Origin of the sequence: Lacticaseibacillus thailandensis DSM 22698 = JCM 13996 (assembly GCF_001436135.1) — a bacterium.
GTDB classification, from domain to species: Bacteria; Bacillota; Bacilli; order Lactobacillales; family Lactobacillaceae; genus Lacticaseibacillus; species Lacticaseibacillus thailandensis.
The window spans coordinates 1-25,694 of the sequence record NZ_AYZK01000009.1 but is presented as its reverse complement, the minus strand read 5'-3'; the positions used below and the strand labels follow the sequence as shown (position 1 = coordinate 25,694).

Below are 25,694 nucleotides of genomic sequence, written 5' to 3'. Positions count from 1 at the left end.
CCAAATGAAGTACGTTGCGTATATTGCCCTACTGCTGTTAACGGTGTTTTTTAGCGCCTTTTTAAGTAGTTGGGTCACCCAGTATTCGCTGTGGTGGTGGCTGATCGTGGCGGTTTATTTGATCGTTATTACCATCGTCTACGGCATTATTGAACAGGATAGCCGCAAGCGTTAATACGAAGTTTGGGGCGTAGGCATGGTGAGAAAAATGTGAGCCAGTGCTGGCGTTGGTACGTTAACCAGAGGAATATAAAAGGGGCCGTGACATGCAATCATGCCACGGCCCGCTACGTTAATTCAACTGTGTTTAGCGACCGGCGTTAAGTACCTGCGTCCCATCCGGCGTGCCGACCACGACCTTGTTCACAATATCGAGAAACAAGCCATGCTCAAGGATTCCGGTTTGCGCGTCCAAGAATTGGGCCAACAGGTGCGGGTGGGCAATTTTGCCCACGTGCAGGTCGAGGACGTAGTTGCCGTTGTGTGTGGTGACCAACTGCCCTTGGTCATCGCGACGCCACTCGGGATTGAGGCCCTCCGCAGCTAGGCGGCGCTCAACCTGAGTGTGACCGAAGGGGATGACTTCGGTTGGAAGCGGGAAGGCCCCGAGTGTGTCCACCAATTTGCTTTGGTCAACGATCCAAATGTTTTGAGCACTGGTCAGGGCGACCATCTTTTCCAACGTGTGGGCCGCACCACCACCCTTAATGCCCTGGAAGTGTTGGTCGATCTCGTCGGCACCATCAATGGTGAGGTCGATGTGGTCGACGTCATCAATGCCAACCATCGTGATGCCCAAACCGCGTGCCTGGTCCTCGGTACGGCTACTGGTAGAAACCCCCTGTATGTGTAGGTGTTCCGCTTGCACGCGGCGGGCAATAGCCTCCACCAGGTAGTGCACGGTCGAGCCGGTGCCCAGCCCCAGCGTCATTCCGTCTTCAACAAACTCGGCGGCGCGGTCCGCAGCCATTTTTTTCAGTGCGTTTTGATCCATGATGATTACTCCTTTGTGGCGTGACGTTCTGCGGCGGTATGGCGCAAGACGTCGGCATATTCTGGCCGACGCTGAAATTCGGCGCGCGCGAACGTGCATAGCGGCTCAATTTTCAGGTCGTGGTGCCGGGCGTGGTCGACCACGCGGCGGACTAGTTGGCCAGCGATTCCCTGGCCGCGGAGACTGGGATCGACAAAGGTGTGGTCGATACTTAGTGCGTGACCCTCGTCGATACTGGTGTAGGTGACTTCCGCGGTAAGGTGCCCCTGGTCGTCAGTGAGAAAATAACGACCGTGTTCGTGCTGAAATTTCATCGTCTGCCTCCAATATTTTGATCATTACGGCTGTTTCCGGGTCTAGTGTACCATGCTGCCGGGGGGTGTGGGCACCGTGGCAGTTAATTGCCCGGTGCTTGGCCCACGTACCAGTTGCTACTGTGTTATCCTTATTCTAATTACAAAGCAGTGCAAATCATTATGATTTCAAAGGAGAAAACCAATGCCCAAACGTGGATTTGCCGTCGTTTCTAAGTATGCTAACGATGGTCTCAAATTACCGGTCCGGTCTACCAAAAACGCCGCCGGCTACGACTTCTTTGCCCGCGAAGACTTTGTCCTCAAAAGTATCTGGCGCTACGACTTTATTCGGCTCTTCCGCCTCATTCGCAACGAGCACCCGCTGACCGATAATGACTTCCAGCGGGCCAGCGATGTGCTGCGGCCACAACTAGTGCCGACGGGCATCAAAGTCTTTATGCAACCCGACGAGGTGTTTGTCCTCGCTAACCGGAGCAGTAACCCGTTGAAGCGCGGCCTCATCCTGCCGAACGGGATTGGGGTCGTTGATGCCGATTACTACAATAATCCGGACAACGAAGGCGAAATCTTCTTTCAGCTGGTTAACCTCGGGCCGCGGACCAAGGTGATCAAGAAGGGTGAACGTATTGGCCAAGGCATCTTCATGCCGTTCCTGACGGCTGATGGTGACCAGGGCGGCCTCCAACAGCGAAATGGTGGGTTTGGTTCAACCGGTAAGTAGCATCAAGCAGTTTTTGGGTGTTGAAAGTGGGGATGAATAATGGCCAAGGCCAGAACTAGGTATGTATGTCAAAATTGTGGCTATGTGTCCGCGTCTTACGTGGGCCGTTGCCCTGATTGTGGTGGTTGGAACACCTTGATTGAAGAAACCGTCACCCCAACCGCTAGCACCAGCACCAAGAGTCAGCCCCGGCAGACAGCGACGGGAAACCAGGTGCGGCCGCAAAGGATGAACGCCGTGACGGCAACCAAGGAACGGCGAATCACTACTAACCTCCAAGAACTGAACCGGGTACTTGGTGGCGGGATCGTCCCTGGGTCCTTGATCCTGATTGGTGGGGACCCCGGTATTGGGAAGTCTACACTGTTACTCCAGGTTTCGGGCCAGTTAGCGGCCAAGCACGGCACGGTGCTATACGTTTCTGGGGAGGAAAGTGCCAGCCAAATTAAGTTGCGGGCCGACCGTTTGGGCATGGCGGATTCGGGGATGTACTTGTACCCTGAAACCGACATGCCTGCGATTCGGCAGGCCATTGACGACATGCACCCCGACTTTGTGGTCATCGACTCCGTGCAGACCATGAACGTGCCCGACATGAACTCGGCGGTTGGTTCGGTGAGTCAGATTCGCGAGGTGACTAGTGAACTGATGCGCATCGCCAAGAGCCAAGGTATAACTATTTTTGTGGTCGGGCACGTGACCAAAGAGGGTGCCATTGCGGGACCCAAGATGCTCGAACACATGGTGGACACGGTGCTCTACTTTGAGGGGGACATGCACCACACCTACCGGATCCTACGCTCGGTGAAGAACCGCTTTGGAAGCACCAACGAAATTGGTATCTTCGAGATGCATAGCGACGGTCTGCAGGAAGTGTCGAACCCATCCGAAATCTTTTTGGAGGAACGGATGCAAGGCGCCACGGGCTCGGCGGTGGTGGTCTCGATGGAAGGTACCCGGCCGATCCTGGTGGAAATTCAGGCCTTGATTACGCCGACCCTGTTTGGTAATGCCAAGCGGACTAGTAGCGGTGTTGACCGCAATAAAGCCAGCTTGATTATGGCGGTGCTGGAAAAGCGCGCCGACGTTATGTTGCAAAATCAGGATGCGTACCTTAAAGCCACGGGTGGTGTCCGCTTAGACGAACCCGCCATTGACCTGGCCATTGCCATGGCCATCGTCAGCTCGTATCGAGACGTGGAGATTCCGGCCACCGATGCCTTTGTTGGGGAAATTGGCCTGACTGGTGAAGTTAGGCGCGTTAACCGCATTGAGGATCGGGTCAAAGAGGCCGCCAAGTTGGGCTTTAAGCGCATCTTTGTGCCACGCAACAACCTGCATGGCTGGGACGTGCCGCACGATATTGACGTGGTGGGGGTCACTAGTGTCAGCGAAGCCCTACAGAGGGTGTTTGGGCACAACCATAATTAATACCAGTGCGACCATGGGGGTGATTATTGCCCGGGAAATATTCCTGGAGCTAAGCACCCCCCTTTTTGGCTAATGGCGTAGGGGGTGAGGCGGCGGCTGTCAACAATCATAATTTTAAAATTGCGCTTTCTTTGGTCCATATGGTCGCCTGTATCGACGATAAGGACTAAAATAAGCGGTAAGGTAGCGGGCACGTTATTGCTACCTGATGCACGTGTGTACGTGTAAATCTAATATGGAGGAGGAAAGTATATGCAAAAGCGAATTATTACGGCAATTTTTGCGGTACTCGGGATTCCGGCTGGTGTGGCCGTAATGCCGAGGATCTGGACCCTCGTGGGCATGGGTCAGAACGAATTATTTAATAATTTTGTGGTTAATGCAATTATTGGTGCCTTATTCTTTATCGTTCTGGCGTTCATGTTGGCAGGTGTTATATTACGGATGATTGCCCGGGCCGACCAGTTTTTGAGCGATAAGTCCCCAACTTACATTCTCTTTGGCAGTTTGTCGACCATTGTTGGCTTGATTCTGGCGACGCTCATTTCCCAACTGATCTTTTTCCGGCTACCAAACGGCTTCTTGTCCACCGTGCCACCAATCATCTTGATGATCGTTTTTGGGTATCTGGGTTTTCGTGTGGGTACCACCCGGCGGCATGAGTGGCGCCGGTTGTTAATGACCATGCGGCGCAATAACAATGACGCCAAGTCCAAGCCGGACGTCACGGAGGCCGATGATGTTGAGGGGGTCGCGTTTCACCAGTACAAGATTCTCGACACTAGTGTCATCATCGATGGCCGGATTCAGGCCTTAGCCAAGACGGGGTTCATTGAAGGAACGCTGCTGGTACCCAACTTTGTGTTACATGAACTGCAACTAATCAGCGATTCGGCGGATAGTTTGAAACGTGAACGTGGTCGTCGTGGGCTGGATATTCTCAACCAAATGCAAAAGGATAAGAATATTCGGATCGAGATGACGGACTCTGATTTTGAGGGCTCCCGCGAAGTGGACGGCAAACTGTTGAAGCTGGCCAAGGAAATGGATGCGGTCGTGGTGTCGAACGATTACAACCTGGGCAAGGTGAGCGAGTTCCAAAACGTGCCGATTCTCAACATTAATGAGCTGGCCACCGCGCTGAAACCGGAAGTCATTCCGGGCGAAGAAATGACGGTCCACATCGTGAAGGCTGGGACCGAACGCCAGCAAGGGGTCGCGTACATGCCGGAAGGAACGATGGTCGTTGTCGAGGATGGCCAGTACTACATGGATCAAAATCTACGTGTTATCGTGACGAGCGCGATTCAGACCAACGCTGGGCGCATGATTTTCGCCCGGCCGGCTCACAGTGTCAATCCGTTAGGCAAAGATGCTTCTACTGAGGCTGCCCCGGATCCATCGGCCGAAGCCAACCGGCCACAAAATGAGCCGCAGAGCGCGAACCGCCAGGAGCAAGCGGCGGCATCGGCCAAGCCAGCGCGTAAGCGGCGTGGGCGTCGCGGCCGTGCCGACAAGGCTTAGTTAACTTTGTACATGAATGGAGTTGGGGACGGGTGCTAGGAACATTATTGTACGTGATACCAGGTTTCTTTGCCGGCCTGGTTCAAGGTATTACGGGCTTTGGTTCTGGTATCGTGTTAATGACGTTCTTGCCGTTCGTGTTGCCTATTCCGCAAGGCGCCGGGGTATTGACGTTAACGATGTCCGGGCCCAACGCCGCGTTGGTGTGGCGGTACCGGCGGGGAATCCACTGGCTGCACATTATCGTGCCCTTTGTGGTTTATTCGGTGGTTGCCACCGTGGCGGTCCACCTGGGCCAGCATTGGCCCACAACTTTGCTCAAAGGTTTACTGGGTGGCTTGCTGATTACGATTGCCACCTACCAGGTACTCATGCAGTACCGGGGGCACGCGCCGCGGCATATCGTGTGGCCGGTAGCGGTGGTGTTCATGATCGTGTCGGGTTTCTTCAACGGCTTGTTTGGTATTGGTGGTCCGTTGATGGCCCTCTACTTTTTGACGGAAAGCCGCAGCACGACGGAGTACTTGGCCAGTATCCAGACGTTTTTCATGTTGGACACCGTGTACGTGACCTCATTGCGGTTTAGTCAGGGCATCTTGCAACTCCACCACTTAGGCTTTGTGGCGGTGGGGATGCTGGGCGCGGTTATTGGCACCATCGTGGCTAATCGTGTGGTTGACCAACTGAACTTGACGCGCGTACGGCAAATTGTGTACACCTTCATCGGCATCAGTGGGCTGTATTACCTGGTGCAGGCGTTGGTGTAACGCTTTTACCCGCGGGGCTCCGCTCTGGTCCCAAGTATGTTACACTTATTATCGGAATTTTGAGTATTAGTAGTCATTAGGAGGCAGAATATTGGCAGAGCGACCAGTACGTGTGCGCTACGCACCGAGCCCAACCGGACATCTTCACATTGGGAATGCCCGTACGGCTTTATTCAACTATTTGTTTGCACGTCACAACAACGGCACCTTGGTTTTACGGATTGAAGACACTGACACCAAGCGGAACGTTGCCGACGGCGAAAAGAGCCAGATGGATAACCTCCACTGGTTAGGTATTGACTGGGATGAAGGTCCCGACAAGGGCGGCGACTTTGGCCCGTACCGTCAATCTGAACGCCGCGACATCTACGCACCATTGATTCAAGAATTGGTGGACAAGGGTCTGGCTTACGAATCATATAAGACTGAGGAAGAGCTAGAAGCCGAACGTGCACAGCAAAAGGCCAACGGCGAAATGCCGCACTACGTCTACGAGTATGCCGGCATGAGTGAGGACGAAAAGCAGGCCGCCATTGCTGCCGCGAAGGCGAAGGGGCTTGAGCCCGTTATTCGCTTCCACATTCCTGAAAATCACACCTACGAGTGGAACGACATCGTCAAGGGTGACATTAGTATTGACTCCAACTCCATCGGGGGCGACTTTGTCATTCAGAAGCGTGACGGTATGCCGACCTACAACTTTGCCGTGGTTGTTGATGACCACTTGATGCAGATCACCCACGTGCTGCGCGGTGACGACCATATCGCCAACACGCCTAAGCAGATGGCAATTTACGACGCCTTTGGTTGGGAGCACCCCGTCTTTGGCCACATGACGCTGATCATCAACAGCGCCACCGGTAAGAAGCTGTCCAAGCGTGACGAGACCATTTTGCAGTTCATCGAACAATACAAGGAACTGGGCTACCTGCCCCAGGCCATGTTCAACTTTATCGCGCTGTTGGGCTGGTCGCCAAAAGGTGAGAGCGAACTCTTCTCCAAGAAGCAGTTCATCAAGCAGTTTGATCCGAACCGTTTGAGTAAGAGTCCGGCCAAGTTTGACCAGAAGAAGCTAGAGTGGGTCAACAATCAGTACGTCAAGAAGACCGACATGAACGATATTGCCGGCTTGGCGATGGACAACTTGATCCGCGCGGGCAAAGTGGATACCGATCCCGATAAGGAACAGATTGAGTGGGTCCGTCAGGTGGTCAACATTTATCGCGACCAGATGAGCTACACCGCGCAAATCGTTGATGATGCCGACTTGTTCTTCAGCCAGCCAGCTGAACTGAACGATGATGATCGGGCTGAGCTGGCCGACGAGCTAGCAATTCCCGTCATCAAGGCGTTCCAGGCTAAGGCCAAGACCATGAAGCCGTTCTCCGCGTTGAACATTAAGCGGGCAACCCAGGAAGTCCGGGCTGAGACTGGTGCCAATGGTCGTAAGCTGTACATGCCAATCCGTATTGCCACGACGCGCGTAATGCATGGTCCGCAGTTACCAGAAACGCTAGAACTGATTGGCCGCAAGCAAGTTTTGGCTAACATTGATTATGTACTGAACGCGCTGAAGTAGAGCGCACTGAATAGGGGGGCAACCACGCGCAGTATGGGCGTGGTAGCTCCCATTTTTATACATATTGAGAAACATTTGTTGCAGGAGGATATCCGTGGTACAGCAACTTCTACGTAAAGTGCGGCGTGCGCGTTGCACCCCCATCATTATTATCGGTTTGGTGGCGCTTTTGGCCGTCGCCCCGCAATTATGGAATCACGGGATAATTTTAGGCATTGATGCCATCTTTCACCTGAACCGCTTTTATGATGCTTACCAACAGATTCGCCATCACGTGTGGAGCTATTTCCAAATGAATTACGGCTTTCAGCGTACCGGCCGGGTAGTCAATGCCCTGTACGGCCCATTATTTAGTTATGCCGTGGGGTACCTGTTACTGTGGACGCACAGCTGGTTGGCTGTGGAAGTTTTGCTCGGGTGGCTGGTGTTGTTTATTGCTGGCACCGGCATGTACGTGTTGACCCGCCGCGCCGGCGTACGGCGGCTGTGGGCGACCGTTGCTGGCCTGGTTTACATGTTGTCGGGCTGGGTGGCGTCCTGGTTGACCACGCAAGAATTTACCGCTTGGGGTGCCGCCCTAATGCCCATTATTCTCCTGGCGGGGGTGCGTATGTTGGAACACCCAGAACGGCCCGTACGGGTAGTGCCGTTAGCGCTGATTATGGCTATCGTCTTGCAGATGCACGTCCTTAGTGCGGTGCTGGGTACGTTGGCATTGCTACCCTTTGTGGCCATTGGGTTATACCGCACACCACGCAAAGGACGGATGATGGTCGACCTCATTTTGGCGGTGGTGCTGACCCTGGTGCTCACGGCCAACATCTGGGGCGCCATGCTCGAGGTGTACACTAGCGGCCACGTCCTTGCGCCCTACGCGCCGAATAACCTGAGCACCTACACGGTCACGCCGTCCTTTGGTAACTACGGGCGGGGCACAATCAACGGTAGCGGCCTGGGATTGGTGATTACCTTGCTCTTTGCCGCGCAAATCGTGACCGTGCTCACGCGGTGGCGGTACGTGCGGACGTTGAACCGTACCTTTACGGTCACAGGAACCGTATTTTTGCTACTGAGTTCACAACTTGTACCGTGGAACGCACTGGCGGCCCGGTGGTCGGGCCTGGGTAACTTTCTCCAGTTTCCCAGTCGGCTACTGGTCGTGGCGGCGACGCTCTTAGTTGCTGGAGCCGCGATGACGGTTGGCGACGGAACGTGGCGTCTTGGTCGCACACCCCGGCTTTGGTGTCGGGCCGCGGCTTTGGCGGCGGTGGGCTTGCTCGGTGTTCAGACGGTGACGGACGTGCAAAACTCGGCCGAAGCCTGGAACAAGCCGCAAGTTCTGCAGTCGCAGACCAGCATCACGATGAATGCGCCCGATGTGGCCACGATCCGCGAGACATTCAACGGACGACACCTGGGTCGAGCCCTGCAGATGGTAGCCAAAGCCACACCGGATTACTTGCCCGTGCCCGCTGTGTCCGTCCGGTGGATGCGTGAGAATAGTCAATCGGTGCTCTACCATCAAGAACGTGTGGCCGTCACGAACGATCCCGACGCCAATGAGGGCGCGGTTGGTGGGCGCATCAACGCCAAGCTGTACAAGCAGCAGCAGGTCGCCCTGGACGACGCCAGTCCGTATAACATCTATTACGCGCAGATTATTGCCAACGCGCCGCAGTATAGTTACGCGGCTTACGCTAGTGGTGATCCCGAGCAGTACGTGCAGGATGAGGCTAAGAAGGGCGTCACGGCCACCGATGTGGCCGGGATGACCAAAACCACCAGGTACCATAAGGCGACGTTGGCTAACGGAGCTTTGGCAACCAGTTGGACGGCAACCGAGGCGGGTGCCGTCCAGTTGCCGGTGGTCGCCTACGCGCACACTGAACTGTGGCTCAATGGTCACCGACTGCGGCGCGGTGATTACGCCCGTACCGATATTGGTGCGGTCATTGTATATGCACGCAAAGGGGCCAATCAACTAGTGCAGCGGTACGTGCCGGCGCGCTGGTTTAGCCCGTTGTGGCACGCGGCCCTAATTGGTTGGGGGGCAGTTGCGCTGTACGTGTTGGGGGATGCTATACTACGGGTAAGGCAGTGGCGCCGGTTACACGTAGCTACCCGGTAACCAAGCAAAGCAAAGATGGTGAAGAAATGGCAGATTATATTGAGATGATTCGGAGTAAGGTTGGTCACACACCCGTTATTTTAAATACGGCGGCTGGCATTGTGTTGGATGGCCAGAACCGCGTGTTGTTGCAGGAACGCAACGGCGAGGATAGTGGTTGGTGCGTACCGGGCGGTTACCTGGAATATGGTGAGAGCTTCAAGGACGCAGTCGTGCGCGAAATGAAGGAGGACACCGGCCTGGATGTGGAAGTGATTCGGCCGCTAGGATTGTTCGACAAGTACTTTATGCAGTACCCGAACGGCGACCAGGTGCAGAACTGTGCGCGGTTATTCCTGGTCCACGTTGTGGGTGGCAGCTTTGGCGAAGCCAGCGAAAAGGAGACGAAGCGTTGCGCTTACTTCGACTTCAAGGAGCGGCCAACGACTTTCATTAAGCAAAATGAAGACATGCTTGACTTTGTGGCGACGCTGATTGCGACCCACCAGTTATAGGCAGACACCGGGTTTGTAACCCGGTTTTTGTTTGCGCTCAATGGTGATGACCGCTGATGTTCACCTGAGAGGACTATGCCGGGCACGTGGCGCAAGTAGATTCATGATGGTCGATGGACGATTATTGAGCATGGTTGTTCTTGCTGGTGACCGGCGTAACCTGGTTGGTCGGTCCGATGGCGCGAGGGCTCGTGCGATGGTTGGCTACCGCAGCGGTCACCGTGGAGTGCCCACCGATGTAGTACCTTGCTTTCCCGCAACGCCTTGCCCCTACCATCCACGGATACTGGCGGCAAGGCGGGAAGTCTTGTATGATGGTAGGTAGCTTGAAGCACGAAGGGAGGCGGCGGCTAATGTTGCGTTTGTACAACACACTGACCCGTCAAAAAGAGGAATTTAAACCAATCACACCCGGTGAGATTAAGATGTACGTGTGTGGGCCTACCGTCTACAACTACATTCACATTGGTAACGCACGGTCGGCCATCGCCTTTGACACGATTCGTCGCTACTTTGAGTACCGGGGGTTCAAAGTAACCTACGTGTCTAACTTCACGGATGTGGACGATAAAATCATTAATGCCGCCCACAAAACTGGCGAAGCACCGCTCGATCTAGCCCAGCGTTTTATCGATGCCTTTATGGCGGACACAAAGGCGATTGGCATCGAGCCAGCAACGGTCAATCCGCGCGCTAGCCAGATGATTCCTGATATCATCGATTTCATCCAGGTGCTCATGGATAAGGGCTACGCTTACGCCAGTGACGGCGACGTCTACTTCCGCGCCCGCAAGGCGAAGAACTATGGCGCCCTAGCTAACAAGAACATCGATGAACTGGAGCAGGGCGCGAGCCAGCACGTGGATGACGTCGAGACGGCCCGCAAAGAGGACCCCATCGACTTTGCTCTCTGGAAGGGGGCCAAGCCGGGCGAAATCAGCTGGGACGCACCGTTTGGGCCAGGCCGGCCGGGGTGGCACATTGAGTGCTCCGTGATGAGCACCAAACTGTTGGGCGACACCATCGATATTCATGGTGGTGGTCAGGACCTCGAATTTCCGCACCACCAGAACGAAATCGCGCAAAGTGAAGCCAAAACGGGCAAAACGTTCGTCCACTACTGGATGCACAACGGCTTCGTGACGGTGGGTGAAGATGACCAAAAGATGAGCAAGAGCCTGGGCAACTTTGTGACCGTACACGACATCATCAAGACGGTTGACCCCATGGTACTACGCTTCTTCATGGCGACGACGCAGTACCGCAAACCGATTCGTTACACCGAAGCCAACTTGGCGGCAGCCGCCACGGACCTCGAGCACCTGCGGACAGCCCGCGCCAACCTGGAATTTCGTCAGCAGGGTGCCGCAAAGGGGACCGACCCGCAAGTAGTGACGGCGGTGGCGGACCTGAAGCAACGGTTTATTACGGCCATGGATGACGACATTAACGTTGCTAACGGTTTGGCAGTGCTTTATGAGCTGGTCAAATTGATGAACGGGTATGCTAATGCCGATACCGTGCACGCTGAGGCGGTGGCGTTGTTACTGACCACCTTTGATGACTGGATGCAGATTTTTGGTGTGCAGACGGCAACCACGGACGAACTGCTCGATGCTGACGTCGAGCAGATGATTTACGACCGGGACGCGGCGCGCGCAGCGAAGGACTTTGCGACTAGCGACCGGATTCGCGATGAACTCACGGAACGTGGCATTATTTTGGAAGATACAGCACAAGGAACGAGGTGGCGGCGCGCATGACGATGGATCCGCGACAGTTGAATGGGATTGCGTTGGCTTATATGGGTGATGCGGTATATGACGTGTACGTCCGGCAGCACCTGCTCGAACAGCGGGGGCTGACCAAGCCGGCGCAACTACAGCGGGTAGCCAAGAACTTTGTTTCTGCCAAGGCGCAAGCGGCGTTGATCGACGGGATGGAACAGCAGTCCGTTTTGAGCGACGACGAGTGGGACATGTATAAGCATGGGCGCAACGCCAAGAGCTACACGCACGCTAAAAATACCGACGTGGTGACCTACCGGATTTCGACCGGCTTTGAGGCCCTCTTTGGGTCCCTGCACCTAGCCGGACGCGAAGACCGGGTGCGTGAATTAGCTCAATGGTGTATTGATTACGTTGAACAGGGAGGCACGGGACATGGACAAATCAAGTAAGGGCCGCAATCACCGGGGAAGTCGACGTGATGATGACCGCCGTGGGGGCCGTGATAGTCGGCGCACGCCGCGCCGGGCACCGGTAGCGCCCCGTCGTGATGACGATGCCGACAGTGAGGACAACGAGTTTGTCTGGGGACGCCATGCGGTAGCTGAGGCGCTGACAAGTGGGAGCGCCGCGACCATCAACAAGCTCTTCGTGCAAAAGTCCCTCAGTAGTGACCAGATTCACAGCATCGTGGAACGGGCTAAGAAGGCCAAAATCCTCGTAAGCGAGGTACCGAAGAGTAAGCTTGACCTGTTGAGTGATAACGGGAACCACCAGGGGGTCATGCTGGCGATGCCACCATACGCGTACGCCAGCATCGATGACCTCTTTGCCAAAGCCCAGGCGGCGGAGCAGGACCCGTTCTTCCTCATCCTTGACAACTTGGAGGATCCCCGTAATCTGGGGGCCATCATGCGGACGGCGGATGCGGTCGGCGTGCACGGGATCATTATTCCCAAGCACCGGGCTGTGGGCCTGACGAGTGCGGTAGCTAAAATCAGTACCGGTGCCATCGAACACGTGCCGGTCGCGCGGGTCACAAATTTAGCGAACGCCATTAAGGCACTGAAGGACCGCGGTTTGTGGATCTTCGGTACCGCCATGGAAGGGCAGGACTTCCGGCAGTGGAACGCGACCGGGCCGATTGGGTTGGTCATCGGTAACGAAGGCAAAGGTATTTCCCCGGGCATTCAGAAGCTCATGGACGCCACGGTGTCGATCCCGATGGTGGGCCATGTGCAAAGCCTCAACGCCAGCGTGGCGGCCGGGATCCTGATGTACCAGGCCTTTACGAGTCGGCAAGCAGCCCAGCAATAATTTAAGCTAATCAAAGCAGCTGGTCGCAATGAGCATAAACTCGTTGCGGCCAGCTGCTTTAGTTTATCGGACACGTTGACGCTCACTGACCCGTTGCCAGGCGGTACGTATCGCGGACAATCATCAGTTCCTCATCGGTGGGTACTAGCCACGTGCGCACCGGGGCGTCGGTGGTGCTGAGGTCGGTTTCGTTGCCGTTGTTGGTGTTGGCGTGGGGGTCGATGGTCGCGCCCAAGTAAGCAAAGTGTGCCATGATCTGGGCCCGAATGGCACTACTGTGTTCGCCGATTCCCCCGGCAAAAGCGAAGGCGTCCACGCCGTTCATTTCGGCGACGTAGGCCCCGACATACTGGACAATGCGTTGTACGTACATATCGATGGCTAGTTGGGCGCGGGGCTGCTCGGCGGCTGCGGCACTCAGAATACGCATGTCGTCGGATATTCCCGAAATGCCCTGTAGTCCCGCGGTATCGTTGAGTAGGTCCACCATCCGGTCCGCGGTGACGTTTAGTTTGCGCATCATGTAGGCTAATAGCGACGGGTCGACGTCACCACTACGTGTGGCGGAGATCAGCCCGGCTAGCGGGGTAAAACCCATCGAGGTGTCGAGTGACCGTCCGTCTTTGACAGCTGTAACGCTGGAACCGGCGCCCAGATGGAGTACAATCAAGCGTAGCTGGTCCAGTGGGCGTCCCAAGAGGGTAGCCGTGCGCGCAGCGACGTACCGGACGCTGGTGCCGTGCGCGCCGTACTTGCGGGCCCCGTATTGTTGGTACCAGTTGTACGGGACACCGTAGAGGTAACTTGTGGGTGGCATGCTTTGGTGAAAGGCGCTGTCGAACACGGCCACCTGAGTCGCCCATGGTAGCACGTCGCGAAAGGTCGCGATGAAGTTTGCTTGCACTGGGTTGTGTAACGGTGCGAGGTTGCGCAGGTTGCGGATACGGAGCAGGACGTCATCATCAACCACGACCGACTGGTTGAAGTCCTCGCCGCCCGCCACGACCCGGTGCCCCACACCCACGATGTCGTGGAGATGGGAGACGAGCCCGAGTTGCTTGAGACGTAACAATAAGTCCGCCACAACGCGACGGCAATCGTCGGTTGCAGTGGTGTAAGTAAGGTCCGGTTGGTGGGGCACCTTGACGGTCACCGTGGCGTGTGAGTGGTTGATGCGGTCGATCAGACCTTGGCCCAAGAGTGATTCCGCCGGCATTGCAAAGAGACGCCACTTCAGTGTGGAACTGCCGGCGTTGATGGCAAGGTATTGGGGCATACGTACACGTCCTTTCTGTAGCAGGAGCTAGCACTTATTATTAGTAACTAAGTATCCAAGCACATTTTATAACGTGCCGGTATTTTTGCCAACCAGTAGCTGCTACTATGACCAAGATCAGTGGTGGGCGGTGTCCCTACAGGCAGTCACCGCCACAAACGGCTGCAAGTTCCGGCCAATGTGCTAGGCTGAGGCCAAGGAGGTTGAGAATATGGATGAAATGACGCGTAGCCGCGCTGCCAACGTGGTGCGGCCACGGACGACGCGGAGCCACAAAGGCATGTATGGTCGCGTGGTCATCGTGGCAGGTGACGAACACTTTGGTGGCGCGGCCATCATGAGCGCCACTGCCGCCGTGTATGCTGGTGCGGGGCTGGTGACGGTCGCGACGGCCGCGGTGAACCATGCAGCTTTGCACGCCCGGTTACCGGAGGCCATGGTCTGCACCTGGACGGACGCCATGTTGCCCCAATTGTTGGCCCAAGCTGACGTGGTAGTTGTCGGGCCCGGCCTAGGCGATAGTGCCGCCGCGCACGTGGTGTTGCAGCTCGTGCTCGACACGGTGCGTACGCCGCAGTCACTGATTGTGGACGGTTCCGCCATTGACATTATGGCAGCCGGGCACCAGCACCAGACGGGGACGGCCCAGACGGTGTGGACGCCGCACGCCATGGAGTGGCAACGGCTGAGTGGCATTGCCATCGCTAACCAGACAGTGGCGGCTAGTCAAGCCGCTGCGGCTGAATTACCGGGGGTGGTGGTGTGCAAAGGTGCACCCACGGTGACGTTAGACGGTCATGTGGCGTTCCGGAATACGAGTGGTGGTCCCGCCATGGCGACGGGTGGTTCTGGCGACACGCTGACGGGCATCATTGCCGCGTTTATCGGTCAGTTTGGCTATAGCTTGGCGGTGGTTGCAGCCGCCGTGTGGGTCCATAGCGCTGCCGCCGATATGGTGGCGCGCAGCCAGTACGTGGCTTTGCCGACCGCGGTGAGTGCCGCGTTACCCACGTTGATGGCCCAGTTGAGTCACAGCAACGCAGAATAGGGGGACGACCATGCGTATTCGGACACTCACGTACGTGGCTTTAGGCGCTGCACTGATGGCAGTTACGGCCCCGCTGACGGTGCCGCTGGGGCCAGTGCCCCTGACGTTACAAACCCTGATGGTGCCCCTGGTGGTGGGGCTACTCGATCGGCGTAGCGGTATGGGGGCCGTGCTGGTCTACATCCTAATGGGCGCAGTGGGGCTTCCGGTGTTTGCGGGTTTCACTGGTGGCCTGAGCCACCTGGTGGGCCCCACTGGCGGGTACCTGGTGGGTTTAATACTGTTCCCGCTGTTCCTTGGCGGTAGTGTGCAACAATCACGGTCAGTGATGGTGATTGGTGCCCGGAACCTGGGGGCTGGTTTGCTCCAACTATTCGTGGGTGCGGTCTGGTTACACGTCGTTGCTGGTAGTGCGCTAGGAGTGGGAATCGTACCGTTTCTCATGCCACTATTGGTGAAGGCGTTGGTGGCAACCATGGGGACCGCCATGGTCGCACCGGTACTGCGACAGACTGGCCTATTACTGTAAACAAAGGCAAACCCGAGCATGAATTAATGTTCGGGTTTTGCTGATTTCAGAAAAAGATATTGACCGTTTGCCCGGCTTGGTATACCATAAAACACGTTCGTTCGTCATTTTTACTAATCTAATTTTCGAGTGTTTGCTCGTAGTAGGAGACCTTTTTATGGATAGTATCAAGTCGTATTTTCAGTTAGACCAGCTACATACCACCGTCCGGCGTGAACTTTTGGCGGGCTTCACCACCTTCATCTCCATGGCGTACATCCTGTTCGTCAATCCGTCGGTTCTAGGCGCCTCGGGCATGGACAAAGGGGCGGTGTTTACCGCCACGGCTTTGGCTAGTGCGTTGGGGAGCATATTGATGGGCGTTTTGGCCCGTTATCCAATTGCAACGGCACCGGCTTTGGGGATCAACGCCTTTTTTGCCTACTCCGTCTGCATCGGCATGAAGGTGCCGTGGGAGACCGCGCTGGCTGGCGTCTTTGTTGCTTCCATAATTTTTATCATCATCACGATTTTTAAGCTCCGTGAAAAGATCATTGATGCAATTCCTGGTGACCTGAAAGCCGCGATTTCTGGTGGGATTGGGCTGTTCATTGCTTTTTTAGGTTTAAGTGATGGCGGCCTGATCACGGCCAACAAGTCGACCATCGTGGGCCTCGGTTCACTGAGCGTGGGGACAACGTGGCTAACGATCTTTGGCCTCGTGGTGACCGCTATCTTGATGGTCAAGCACGTCCCTGGTGGTATTTTCATCGGCATGGTGGCAACCGTGATTTTGGGCCTGGTCACCGGGCTCATCAACATGCCGTCCGGGCTGATTTCCGCAGCGCCGAGCTTGAAGCCCACATTCATGGTGGCCTTCCGCCACGTGGGGGATATTAACAGCCTGCAACTAGTAGTCGTGGTGCTGACCTTCCTGTTGGTGACATTCTTTGATACGGCCGGGACGTTGGTCGGCCTGGCCACGCAGGCGGGGCTGATGCGCGACAACAAGCTGCCGCGCGTGGGCAAAGCGTTGGCATCCGACTCGACGGCGATGCTGGCGGGTTCGTTGCTGGGTACGTCGCCCGTGGGGGCCTACGTGGAATCGTCCGCCGGCATCGCCGTGGGTGGCCGTTCGGGCCTGACTGCGGTGACGACGGGGGTATTGTTCCTGGTGGGGATGTTCTTCTCGCCCCTCTTGGGTGTGGTCACGACGCAGGTCACGGCACCGGCTTTGATTATTGTCGGGGTGCTGATGGCGCAGTCGTTGAAGAACATTAACTGGTTCAAGATGGAAATTGCGATTCCAGCGTTTCTGATTGTTTTAGGGATGCCGTTGTCTTACAGCATTTCGGACGGGATCGCGTTGGGGTTCATTATGTACCCAATTACGATGATTGCGGCGAAGCGCGGTAAGGAAGTTTCACCGATTATGTACATGCTTTTCTTCGTGTTTATTGGGTTTATGTGGATATTGAATGTTGGTTAGTTAGCGTAGGCGCTTGCGCCCTGTGCTCTCACTGACCGCGGGGGTCGGCGGAGCCTGCCCGCGAGACTGTGGTGTTGACCAGTTTGACTGCAGTCGCTCATAATCATCGCGGTCGGTGTGCTAACCTGGTGCTGCCAGCGCGTAGCCACCACTCATCCGCACCAATCAAGCTTTCCACCGTACAGGTGGGAAGCTTTTTTGCTGGTCTTCGTTCCGCCCATATTTTTGCGTCCCCCCGGAGTTGGTGCTACGGTTGGTATTATCAACTTAACTAGGGAAAAAGGAGTTTTCACAATGCCGGACCTATCTACCGCCACTTTCATTTTGCCCGCACAAGCTCAGCTCACCAGCCAGCAGGCCGCCCTGCAGCGCCAGGTGTTGGCGTTTATTCGCCACCACCGGCGTGACGAGCAGGCGGCGGTGTTTGTGATCGAGGGCGACGCGGGTTCCGGTAAGAGCGTCGTGCTCAACGCAGTTTTTACCGCGCTCCAACAGGCGGCGCGGAGTGGGAGTGACCCGGCGTTAGCGGGTCTGGATGCGCACTTGCTGGTGAACCACAACGAGATGCTTAAAGTTTACAAAGAGGTGGCGGCCCACACGCCGCATCTGTACAAAAAGGACTTTGTGAAGCCGACGCCCTTTATTAATCGCCAGCGCAAAGTTGGCGGGCTAACCGACGTCGTCTTTGTGGACGAAGCGCACCTGTTGCTAAGTCGGCCTGACCCGTTTAATCAGTTTACGGCCAACAACCAGTTGGATGAGTTGCTCCAGCTGGCGCGGGTGCTGGTATTGGTATTTGATCCGCATCAGGTAGTGAAACTCAAAAGTCATTGGGATGTCGGTATGCTACGCCGCCACCTGCAGGGGCACACCGTTCGCCGCTTTGCCTTGAATCAACAAATGCGGGTGCAAGACAGCAGCGTGAGCGACTGGATCAACGCCCTGGTGTACCGGCAGTTGCGGCCGTTACCGCAACCACGGCATTTTGAACTACGCATTTTTGATGACGGGCAGCCGCTCTATGATTGGGTACGGGCGCGGAACCGCGCGTATGGGCTCTCCCGGCTGATTGCGACCACTGATTTTCCCTACCGGGTGCTGGATGACCGCACTTGGTATGTGGACGCGGGGACTTTGCACTTACCCTGGGACAAAATTAATTTTACCGACCGGCCGTGGGCTAGCCGCCCGGAGACCGTCGATGAAGTCGGATCGATCTACACCATCCAGGGGTTTGACCTCAATTATGCCGGGGTGATCATCGGTCCCAGCGTGGACTATGACCCGGTCAGTGACCGCATCGTGGTACAGACCGACCGCTTCGAGGACCAAGAGGCTATGCGACGCCGTGGGGATCTTGACGATTTAGCCAGCGCTCGGGCGGCAATTGTATTACACACCCTCAACATCCTGTTGAAACGTGGCCGCTTAGGGTTGGGTATTTATGCCTGTCAGCCCCAGCTACGCCAACGGTTGCAAGCGTTGGCGTAATATTAGCCGCAGTATCGGTACTGACGACCCGGATTGACCGGTGGCAGCTTGGTGACATCCGCACGATTAATTGTTCAAACTTGCCAGCGGTTTTAATTAGTGGTTAAATGTGTATATACACGATGGAAAGAAGGGTTATTTACGCCACATCACTTTACCCATACTTGTGCTTACTTTACAGCGGCACGCTACATGCGGACCATTGAGCGATTAGCCGACCAGGTTTTCGCACCCACGGGGATGAAACCGGCATACGCGTACATTATGATGACGCTGGAAGATCGGCACCCGTTAACAATTATGGAAATTGCTCACCAGCTCGGTTATGAGCGTTCCAGCATTTCCCGGATGGTGCGTGCTTTGGCTAAGCGGCAGTTGGTTCAATTAACCAGTCGGGGTCGAGAGACACTAGTTGAATTAGCCGCAGGTAGTAGCGAATTTTTAACCACGGCCAATGAATGCCTGGAACAATTTGGACGGTTGACCGACCAGTACCTAGGCGAGACTAAAGCGCCCATGACGGAACTATTGGAGCTGAATAACCAGAAAGTTAGGAGCAGGTTGTAATGATTAAATATCAGAGTGCCAAGGTTGATGGATTGAACATCTTTTATCGGGAGGCGGGTGACACTAATCGGCCCACAATGGTGTTGTTGCACGGGTTCCCGTCATCTAGTCACATGTTTCGGGACCTAATGCCCTTATTGTCAGACCGGTTTCACTTGCTAGCCCCGGACTACCCAGGTTTTGGGCAATCAGATGCTCCGGGCCGTGATCAATTTGCCTATACGTTCGACCACCTGACTGAGGTGGTGACTGACTGGTTAGTGCAACTTCACGAAACTAAATTCTTGATGTACGTGTTTGATTACGGGGCACCAATTGGGTTCCGCATCGCAATGCAGCATCCTGACTGGATTCAGGGCATTGTTAGTCAAAACGGGAATGTCTATCAAGCGGGATTAGGTCCTAAGTGGGCTGCGCGCCGGGATTTCTGGCAACACCCAACCGCTAGTAAACGGGCGCAATACCGCAATGCTTTTGCCCCCGCAACGATCCGGGGTCAATATCTCAACGGGGCACCCGCAATGGCGGTGGGTCCCGACGGTTATACTTTGGACATTGCGTACACGCGGACGGCAGGGTACGCGGAACGTCAGCTGGACTTGATTTATGATTATCAGACCAACGTACGGCTCTACCCCCGCTTTCAGGAATACATCCGGCAGCACCAACCACGGTTACTGGCGGTATGGGGGAAGAACGATGCGTCGTTTATCTATCCTGGGGCCCTGGCGTTTCGGCGTGATGCGCCACGGGCCAAGGTCGTGTTGTTAGACACAGGTCACTTTGCGCTGGAATCACATGCTGGAACCATTGCGCAGTTGATTAAGGAATACTTTACAGGAGAACAATAATATGCCATTGATGAGAATTGATATGCTCAAGGGACGTCAGCCGGAAGAAATTCAGGCCCTCTTGGATATTTCCTACCGGGTGATGCTAAAAGCGTTCGACGCCCCAGAGGGGGACCGGTACCAAATCGTCACGCAGCACGAACCTTATGAAATGCAGGTTTTGGATACGGGGTTAGGGTTTAAACGTACGGATCAAGTCGTTGTATTTAGTTTAACCACGCGTCCCCGCACGGAACCGCAGAAACAAGCCTTTTATCACGACTTGGTAGCGGCACTACACGACCAGTTGAATATGCGGCCGGAAGACGTCATGATCAATTTGACCGTGAATACCGATGCTGACTGGAGCTTTGGGCGGGGCCAGGCTCAGTTTCTGACGGGCGATTTATAAGCGTCTTGCTCAACAAAAAGGGCGTTCGTCCACCAAACAATCGGTTTGGTGGACGAACGCCCTTTGTTGCGCTGATTTTTAAGCTTCCAGCACCTGCTTCAGGAACGTCTGCAAGCGTTCGTGTTGTGGGTGCTCAAAGATTTGTTCTGGTGACCCTTGTTCAAGAATCTTCCCGTCGCCGAAGAACACGACCCGGTCAGCCACTTCCTTGGCAAAGCCCATTTCGTGGGTCACGATGACCATTGTCATCCCTTCCTTAGCCAGTTGCCGCATAACGCCGAGCACGTCGCCGACCATTTCGGGGTCTAGTGCACTGGTGGGTTCGTCAAACAGCATGATGTCCGGGTGCATGGCTAGCGCCCGCGCAATGGCAACACGTTGCTTTTGGCCCCCAGACAAGGAGTCGGGCATGGCGTCGGCCTTATCGGTCAAGCCCACCTGGTCGAGCAGTTCAATGGCTTCAGCGTTGGCCTCATCCTTGGTTTTGAGGCCTAGCTCGGTCGGGGAGAGGGTGATATTTTGCTTGACCGTCATGTTCGGGAAGAGGTTAAAGTGTTGGAACACCATCCCGATCTTTTGGCGAACCTTATCGATGCTAACGCCCGGCTTGGCAATGTCCTCACCGTCAATCATGATGTCACCAGACGTCGTCGTTTCCAGGCCGTTGATCATCCGAAGTACGGTACTCTTACCAGCACCGGACGGGCCAATCAGCACGACGACCTCGTTGTCCTCGACTTTGAGGTCGACGCCCTTGATGACGTCGTTGGTACCGTAGCTCTTGTGCACGTCGCGCATTTCTACTCGTGTTTTTGTCATATCTATTTAACCCTCTTTTGGACCCAGTTGGATAACCACGTGAGCAAAGTAATGATGATCAGGTATATCAAAGCGACCATCGTCCAAATTTTGAACCCTTCCATGTTCCGGGCAATAATGATCTTGCCGGTTTGGGTGAGTTCCAGCAACCCCAGGACGGAAAGAATCGACGTGTCCTTGAGGGTAATTATAAACTGGTTGATGAATGATGGAATCATAATCTTGATGCCTTGTGGAAGAATGACGCGCCGCATGGACTTAGACCACGGCAGGCCCAGGCTACGGGCGGCTTCCATTTGCCCACCATCTACCGCCTGGATCCCACCCTTCACGAACGCGGCGGTATACGCACCTTCGTTGAGCGTCAGGGTGACCACCCCGGCAATTAGGGCGGGAATCTTGGCACCAATCAGCGACGGAATCCCGGTGTAAATAAAGAGGGCCAATACCATCAGCGGTAAGCCGCGGAAGATGTAGATGAACGTGGTGGCTACCCCCTGGGCGAACTTATTGGGGATGACCCCGATGAGGCCGAAGACGATCCCGATGACGGTCGCAAAGACGATCCCCAACACCGTCAGTTCCAGTGTTTTACCAAGCCCACCCATCAACGTATTCCAGTTAGACTGCAGTAAGCCGATGAAGGTGTGGTTGTTATCATTAGTTTTGGCGGCAGTTTTGGCCTGTGACTTTTGCGAACCGTTGCCGAGGTACTTACGGATGATCTTAGCGTAGGTCCCGTTGGCCTTAATTTTCTTCAGGCCAGCATTGACCTTGGGTAGCAGGTCGTGCGCGTGTTTCTGCGCAATGGCGATGCCGTAGTAACCGGACTTGGCGGGTTTCGTGACGATTTTGAGCTTTAAGCCAGTGGCAATACCGTACTGCATGACCGGTTCATCTTCAAAGCAGGCAGCGGAATTGCCGGTGATAACGTCTTGGTACATGTTGTTCGAGTCGTCGAAGGTCACCACTTTGAGGTGGTACTTGTCCTTGATGCTGTTGACGTAATCGGCGGCGCTGGTCCCGGTTTTCACGGCGACCCGCTGCCCGCGTAGTGAGTTCAGGCTGTGGTATTTACTCCCGGTTTTAACTGCGCCGACCACCCCAGACTTGTAGTAGGGGTTGCTCATCGCGAACTTGGCCTTGCGTTCGGGGGTAATGCTCATCCCGGCAATCACACCATCAATCTGGTTTGCTTCCAACGACTGCACGGCAGCATTAAAGCCTAGTGGTTTAATATTGACCTTGAAGCCCTCCGCTTTGGCAATCGCGTTCATGATGTCAATATCAATACCAACGTACTTATTGTGCTTGTTGGCATATTCGAATGGTGGAAAGGTGACGTCAGTACCAATCGTGTACGTTTGCTCCGCAGCGTTGACCGGCGTCGACCGGGGCGCGTTCCAAGCAAGGAACAGCGCGGCCGCCATGGCGAGGAACGGCCAAAACCATTTTTTCTTCATGTGGAGGTAACACCCTTTCTGGTTGGTGCCATGTGGTAGCTTTGGTACCACACCTACAGCTAAAGTTACATCAATGTTTCCAGTCTAACGAACCCAAGGGGTGTAAGTCTATGGTTTTTGTTAGGTATTATGACCTAAACCAGTCAATTAATTCATGTTGGCGGGGTACGGACGGGGTAAAACCCACTCATAATGGTACCTAACTAGACCAATAGGGCCGTAGCGTGCGCACACTACGGCCCTATTGGTGATGGTGGTTGCCGTGATTGTAATTATGCTTCCAGTACTTGCTTGAGGAAGGTTTGCAACCGGTTGTGACTGGGATGGTTAAAGATTTGGTCCGGCGTACCTTGTTCCAGGATCTGACCATCACCAAAGAAGACGACCCGGTCAGCTACTTCCTTCGCAAACCCCATTTCGTGGGTGACGATGACCATGGTCATGCCTTCTTTGGCCAGTCGCCGCATGACCCCGAGAACGTCCCCAACCATTTCGGGGTCCAGCGCACTGGTAGGTTCGTCGAACAACATCGTATCGGGGTGCATGGCCAGCGCCCGCGCGATGGCGACTCGCTGCTTTTGGCCCCCGGATAACTGGGCCGGCATGGCGTCGATTTTATCCGTTAAGCCGACGATCTCTAGCATGTCCTTGGCCTCTTTTTCGGCTTGCGCTTTAGTTTTGAGCCCCAGTTCGATGGGAGCGAGTGTGATGTTTTGCAGGACGGACATGTTGGGGAAGAGGTTGAAGTGTTGGAATACCATCCCGATGTTCTGGCGGACTTTGTTCATATCTACACCGCTATGCGCGATGTTTTCGCCGTCGACGATGACGTCCCCGCTGGTGGTAGTTTCTAGACCGTTGATCATCCGCAGGACCGTACTCTTACCGGCACCAGACGGTCCAATCATGACGACCACCTCGTTGTCCTTGACGGTCAGGTCCACACCCTTAATGACCTCATTGTCGCCGTAACGCTTGTGGACGTTCTTTAGTTGTACTCGTGTTGTTGTCATTATGCGTGCACCTTCTTTTGTACCCAATTAGATAGCCATGTCAGCAAAGTAATAATGATGACGTAAATCAGAGCGACCATGGTCCAAATCTTGAAGCCTTCCATGTTCCGCGCCACAATGATCTTCCCAGTCTGGGTTAATTCGAGTAGCCCAATAACGGACAAGATGGAAGTATCCTTCAACGTGATGATGAACTGGTTAATGAATGACGGAATCATAATGCGAATACCCTGGGGGAGCACGACGCGCTTCATGGTTTTACCCCAGGTGAGCCCGAGGCTACGGGCGGCTTCCATTTGGCCGACATCAACGGCTTTGATCCCACCCTTGACGAACGCGGCGGTATAGGCCCCTTCGTTCAGGGTTAGGGTAATGATCCCGGCGATGAAGGCGGGGACCTTGGTGCCAATCAACGTTGGCACGCCGGTGTAAATAAACAGGGCGAGCACCATGAGTGGCAGGCCACGGAAAATGTAAATGAAGGTGTTGGCCACACCCCGGGCAAAGGCGTTGGGGAGCACGCCGAGCAGGCCCATCAGGATCCCGACGACGGTGGCGCAGACGATCCCGACGACGGTCAGCTCCATGGTTTTACCTAAGCCACTGGTCAACGTGCCTGCGTTGGCCTTGAGGAGACCGAAGAAACTCCGGTCGGACTCAGTTTGCGTCGCGGTACGTCTGGCCTGTGATTTCTGTGAACCGTTCCCCACGTACTTGGCAACGATCTTGGCGTACTGGCCGTTAGCCTTGAGGGCCTTCAGACCAGCGTTGACTTTCTTGACTAATGCACCCTCTGACTTTTGGAAAGCGAAGCCGTACGTTCCGGCATCGGGTTCCTTGAAGTCCTTGGCGAGGTGCAATTTAATACCATTGGCGATGGCGTACTGGAGAACGGGCTTATCTTCAAAACAAGCGACGGTGTTGCCAGTTAGCACGTCTTGGTACATGTTGTCATCGGAATCAAAGGTGACGACTCGAAAGCCATACTTTTTCTTCATGCTGTTCGCATAGTCAGCGGCGGTGGTCCCGGTCTTAACCGCGACCTTTTTACCGCGCAAGTCCTTGAGATCCTTAATGTGCTGATCCTTAACGGCCATGTACGTACCTGACTTGTAGTATGGGTGACTAAACAGGAAGGTTTTCTGACGTTCGGGGGTGATGCTCATCCCGGCAGCCACGCCGTCGATCTGTTTGGCTTGGAGTGCCTGGACGGCCCCATCAAAGCCCAGTTGCTTCCACTGGATCTTGAAGCCTTCCTTTTTGGCAATGGCATCCAGTAAGTCAATGTCAATGCCGACCGACTGGTTCTTTTTGTTGGTAAAGGCAAACGGCGAAAAGGTCGTGTCCGTACCAATCGTGTATGTTTGTTCGGCGGCATGCACCGATTGTTCTTGTTGTGGCACCCACCATGCAACTACGCACGCGACGAGTGCGGCGAGGAGCCACACAAACTTATTTTGCTTCATTCCCGTACACCACTTTCCTTAAAGGATGTGTCTAGCTTAGTGGATGGAACCGGGCAAAGTCTAGGAAACTTGTCAGCTAAGCTCACATAGCTCTGAGAAAATTTAACATTTTTGCCATCGTTTACTAATCAACGGTTAGTGATTGTTAGGTGTGGTCGTGATGGGATAGCAAACATTACGATGGGGTAGCAAACATTACTGAGTAGGCGAATAGCCCCACCAAGCCCGAGCGGACATGATGAGGCTATGCACTAATACTATGGTTGCTGGGCAGCGTACTCCGTTCAGTGTTTTAGTCGAGCTACGTACGCTA

25 protein-coding genes are annotated in these 25,694 nt (G+C 55.0%); 18 read left to right on the top strand and 7 right to left on the bottom strand.

Going from position 1 to position 25,694, the window contains the following annotated elements; all coding sequences use genetic code 11:
• Positions 1-4: 4 nt before the first annotated feature.
• Positions 5-175 (top strand): hypothetical protein, encoded by a 171-nt coding sequence (locus FD19_RS09770; RefSeq protein WP_156639694.1) that lies wholly within the window; start codon positions 5-7, stop codon positions 173-175.
• A 132-nt stretch (positions 176-307) separates the two neighbouring features.
• Here FD19_RS09770 and rpiA read toward each other — a convergent pair whose 3' ends face one another.
• Positions 308-994, bottom strand: coding sequence for a ribose-5-phosphate isomerase RpiA (gene rpiA, locus FD19_RS08820; RefSeq protein ID WP_056969825.1), 687 nt, complete (start codon positions 992-994; stop codon positions 308-310).
• Between the two features lie 5 nt (positions 995-999).
• Complete coding sequence (locus FD19_RS08815; protein ID WP_054750637.1) at positions 1,000-1,308, bottom strand: GNAT family N-acetyltransferase; 309 nt, start codon at positions 1,306-1,308, stop codon at positions 1,000-1,002.
• Between the two features lie 184 nt (positions 1,309-1,492).
• Here FD19_RS08815 and FD19_RS08810 point away from each other — a divergent pair, with 184 nt between their 5' ends.
• The 10 genes from FD19_RS08810 to rlmB all read left to right on the top strand — a co-directional run bounded on the left by FD19_RS08810 (position 1,493) and on the right by rlmB (position 12,999).
• On the top strand, positions 1,493-2,032 hold the full coding sequence (locus FD19_RS08810) for a dCTP deaminase/dUTPase family protein (protein ID WP_054750636.1): 540 nt from the start codon (positions 1,493-1,495) through the stop codon (positions 2,030-2,032).
• 39 nt (positions 2,033-2,071) lie between these two features.
• The gene (radA, locus tag FD19_RS08805; protein WP_054750635.1) at positions 2,072-3,463 is read left to right on the top strand and encodes a DNA repair protein RadA; all 1,392 of its coding nucleotides are present in this window, start codon (positions 2,072-2,074) and stop codon (positions 3,461-3,463) included.
• Between the two features lie 252 nt (positions 3,464-3,715).
• Positions 3,716-4,987: a PIN/TRAM domain-containing protein gene (locus FD19_RS08800; RefSeq protein WP_082619544.1), complete on the top strand. Its 1,272-nt coding sequence runs from the start codon at positions 3,716-3,718 to the stop codon at positions 4,985-4,987.
• Between the two features lie 32 nt (positions 4,988-5,019).
• Positions 5,020-5,754 (top strand): sulfite exporter TauE/SafE family protein, encoded by a 735-nt coding sequence (locus FD19_RS08795; protein WP_056969823.1) that lies wholly within the window; start codon positions 5,020-5,022, stop codon positions 5,752-5,754.
• A 91-nt stretch (positions 5,755-5,845) separates the two neighbouring features.
• Entirely contained in the window at positions 5,846-7,333 is a 1,488-nt protein-coding gene (gene gltX / locus FD19_RS08790; protein WP_054750634.1) for a glutamate--tRNA ligase, read from the top strand.
• A gap of 94 nt (positions 7,334-7,427) precedes the next feature.
• Complete coding sequence (locus FD19_RS08785) at positions 7,428-9,461, top strand: hypothetical protein (RefSeq protein WP_056969821.1); 2,034 nt, start codon at positions 7,428-7,430, stop codon at positions 9,459-9,461.
• Between the two features lie 26 nt (positions 9,462-9,487).
• A complete protein-coding gene (locus FD19_RS08780; protein ID WP_054750674.1) occupies positions 9,488-9,955 on the top strand; it encodes an NUDIX hydrolase in 468 nt (155 codons plus the stop codon).
• A 353-nt stretch (positions 9,956-10,308) separates the two neighbouring features.
• A complete protein-coding gene (cysS, locus tag FD19_RS08775; RefSeq protein WP_056969819.1) occupies positions 10,309-11,718 on the top strand; it encodes a cysteine--tRNA ligase in 1,410 nt (469 codons plus the stop codon).
• A complete protein-coding gene (locus FD19_RS08770) occupies positions 11,715-12,134 on the top strand; it encodes a Mini-ribonuclease 3 (RefSeq protein ID WP_054750631.1) in 420 nt (139 codons plus the stop codon). The genes cysS and FD19_RS08770 overlap by 4 nt, the downstream gene beginning before the upstream one ends.
• Positions 12,118-12,999 carry a 23S rRNA (guanosine(2251)-2'-O)-methyltransferase RlmB gene (rlmB, locus tag FD19_RS08765; protein ID WP_082619543.1) on the top strand — a complete coding sequence of 294 codons (882 nt, stop codon included), beginning with the start codon at positions 12,118-12,120 and terminating at the stop codon, positions 12,997-12,999. The genes FD19_RS08770 and rlmB overlap by 17 nt, the downstream gene beginning before the upstream one ends.
• A gap of 82 nt (positions 13,000-13,081) precedes the next feature.
• Here rlmB and FD19_RS08760 read toward each other — a convergent pair whose 3' ends face one another.
• Positions 13,082-14,275 (bottom strand): acetate/propionate family kinase, encoded by a 1,194-nt coding sequence (locus FD19_RS08760; protein WP_056969817.1) that lies wholly within the window; start codon positions 14,273-14,275, stop codon positions 13,082-13,084.
• Positions 14,276-14,486: 211 nt separating this feature from the next.
• On the opposite strand from FD19_RS08760, the gene FD19_RS08755 reads away from it, so the two are divergent.
• The 7 genes from FD19_RS08755 (at position 14,487) to FD19_RS08725 (ending at position 20,620) form a co-directional block, all read left to right on the top strand.
• Positions 14,487-15,323 (top strand): NAD(P)H-hydrate dehydratase, encoded by an 837-nt coding sequence (locus FD19_RS08755; protein ID WP_054750630.1) that lies wholly within the window; start codon positions 14,487-14,489, stop codon positions 15,321-15,323.
• A gap of 10 nt (positions 15,324-15,333) precedes the next feature.
• Complete coding sequence (locus FD19_RS08750; protein ID WP_054750629.1) at positions 15,334-15,852, top strand: biotin transporter BioY; 519 nt, start codon at positions 15,334-15,336, stop codon at positions 15,850-15,852.
• A 157-nt stretch (positions 15,853-16,009) separates the two neighbouring features.
• Positions 16,010-17,320, top strand: coding sequence for an NCS2 family permease (locus FD19_RS08745; RefSeq protein ID WP_056969815.1), 1,311 nt, complete (start codon positions 16,010-16,012; stop codon positions 17,318-17,320).
• Between the two features lie 294 nt (positions 17,321-17,614).
• Positions 17,615-18,811, top strand: a complete 1,197-nt coding sequence (locus FD19_RS08740; protein ID WP_056969813.1) for a DUF2075 domain-containing protein — start codon at positions 17,615-17,617, stop codon at positions 18,809-18,811.
• Between the two features lie 192 nt (positions 18,812-19,003).
• Positions 19,004-19,378 carry a MarR family winged helix-turn-helix transcriptional regulator gene (locus FD19_RS08735; protein WP_056969811.1) on the top strand — a complete coding sequence of 125 codons (375 nt, stop codon included), beginning with the start codon at positions 19,004-19,006 and terminating at the stop codon, positions 19,376-19,378.
• On the top strand, positions 19,378-20,229 hold the full coding sequence (locus tag FD19_RS08730; protein WP_056969809.1) for an alpha/beta fold hydrolase: 852 nt from the start codon (positions 19,378-19,380) through the stop codon (positions 20,227-20,229). Before FD19_RS08735 ends, FD19_RS08730 begins: the two co-directional genes overlap by 1 nt.
• A 1-nt stretch (position 20,230) precedes the next feature.
• Positions 20,231-20,620 carry a tautomerase family protein gene (locus tag FD19_RS08725; protein ID WP_054750627.1) on the top strand — a complete coding sequence of 130 codons (390 nt, stop codon included), beginning with the start codon at positions 20,231-20,233 and terminating at the stop codon, positions 20,618-20,620.
• Between the two features lie 78 nt (positions 20,621-20,698).
• Here FD19_RS08725 and FD19_RS08720 read toward each other — a convergent pair whose 3' ends face one another.
• From FD19_RS08720 to FD19_RS08705, 4 genes are all read right to left on the bottom strand, one after another.
• A complete protein-coding gene (locus FD19_RS08720) occupies positions 20,699-21,439 on the bottom strand; it encodes an amino acid ABC transporter ATP-binding protein (RefSeq protein ID WP_056969807.1) in 741 nt (246 codons plus the stop codon).
• Between the two features lie 2 nt (positions 21,440-21,441).
• Positions 21,442-22,902, bottom strand: coding sequence for an ABC transporter substrate-binding protein/permease (locus FD19_RS08715; protein WP_056969805.1), 1,461 nt, complete (start codon positions 22,900-22,902; stop codon positions 21,442-21,444).
• A 272-nt stretch (positions 22,903-23,174) separates the two neighbouring features.
• Positions 23,175-23,915: an amino acid ABC transporter ATP-binding protein gene (locus FD19_RS08710; RefSeq protein WP_056969803.1), complete on the bottom strand. Its 741-nt coding sequence runs from the start codon at positions 23,913-23,915 to the stop codon at positions 23,175-23,177.
• Positions 23,915-25,381: an ABC transporter substrate-binding protein/permease gene (locus FD19_RS08705; RefSeq protein WP_056969802.1), complete on the bottom strand. Its 1,467-nt coding sequence runs from the start codon at positions 25,379-25,381 to the stop codon at positions 23,915-23,917. The genes FD19_RS08710 and FD19_RS08705 overlap by 1 nt, the downstream gene beginning before the upstream one ends.
• Positions 25,382-25,694 lie beyond the last annotated feature (313 nt).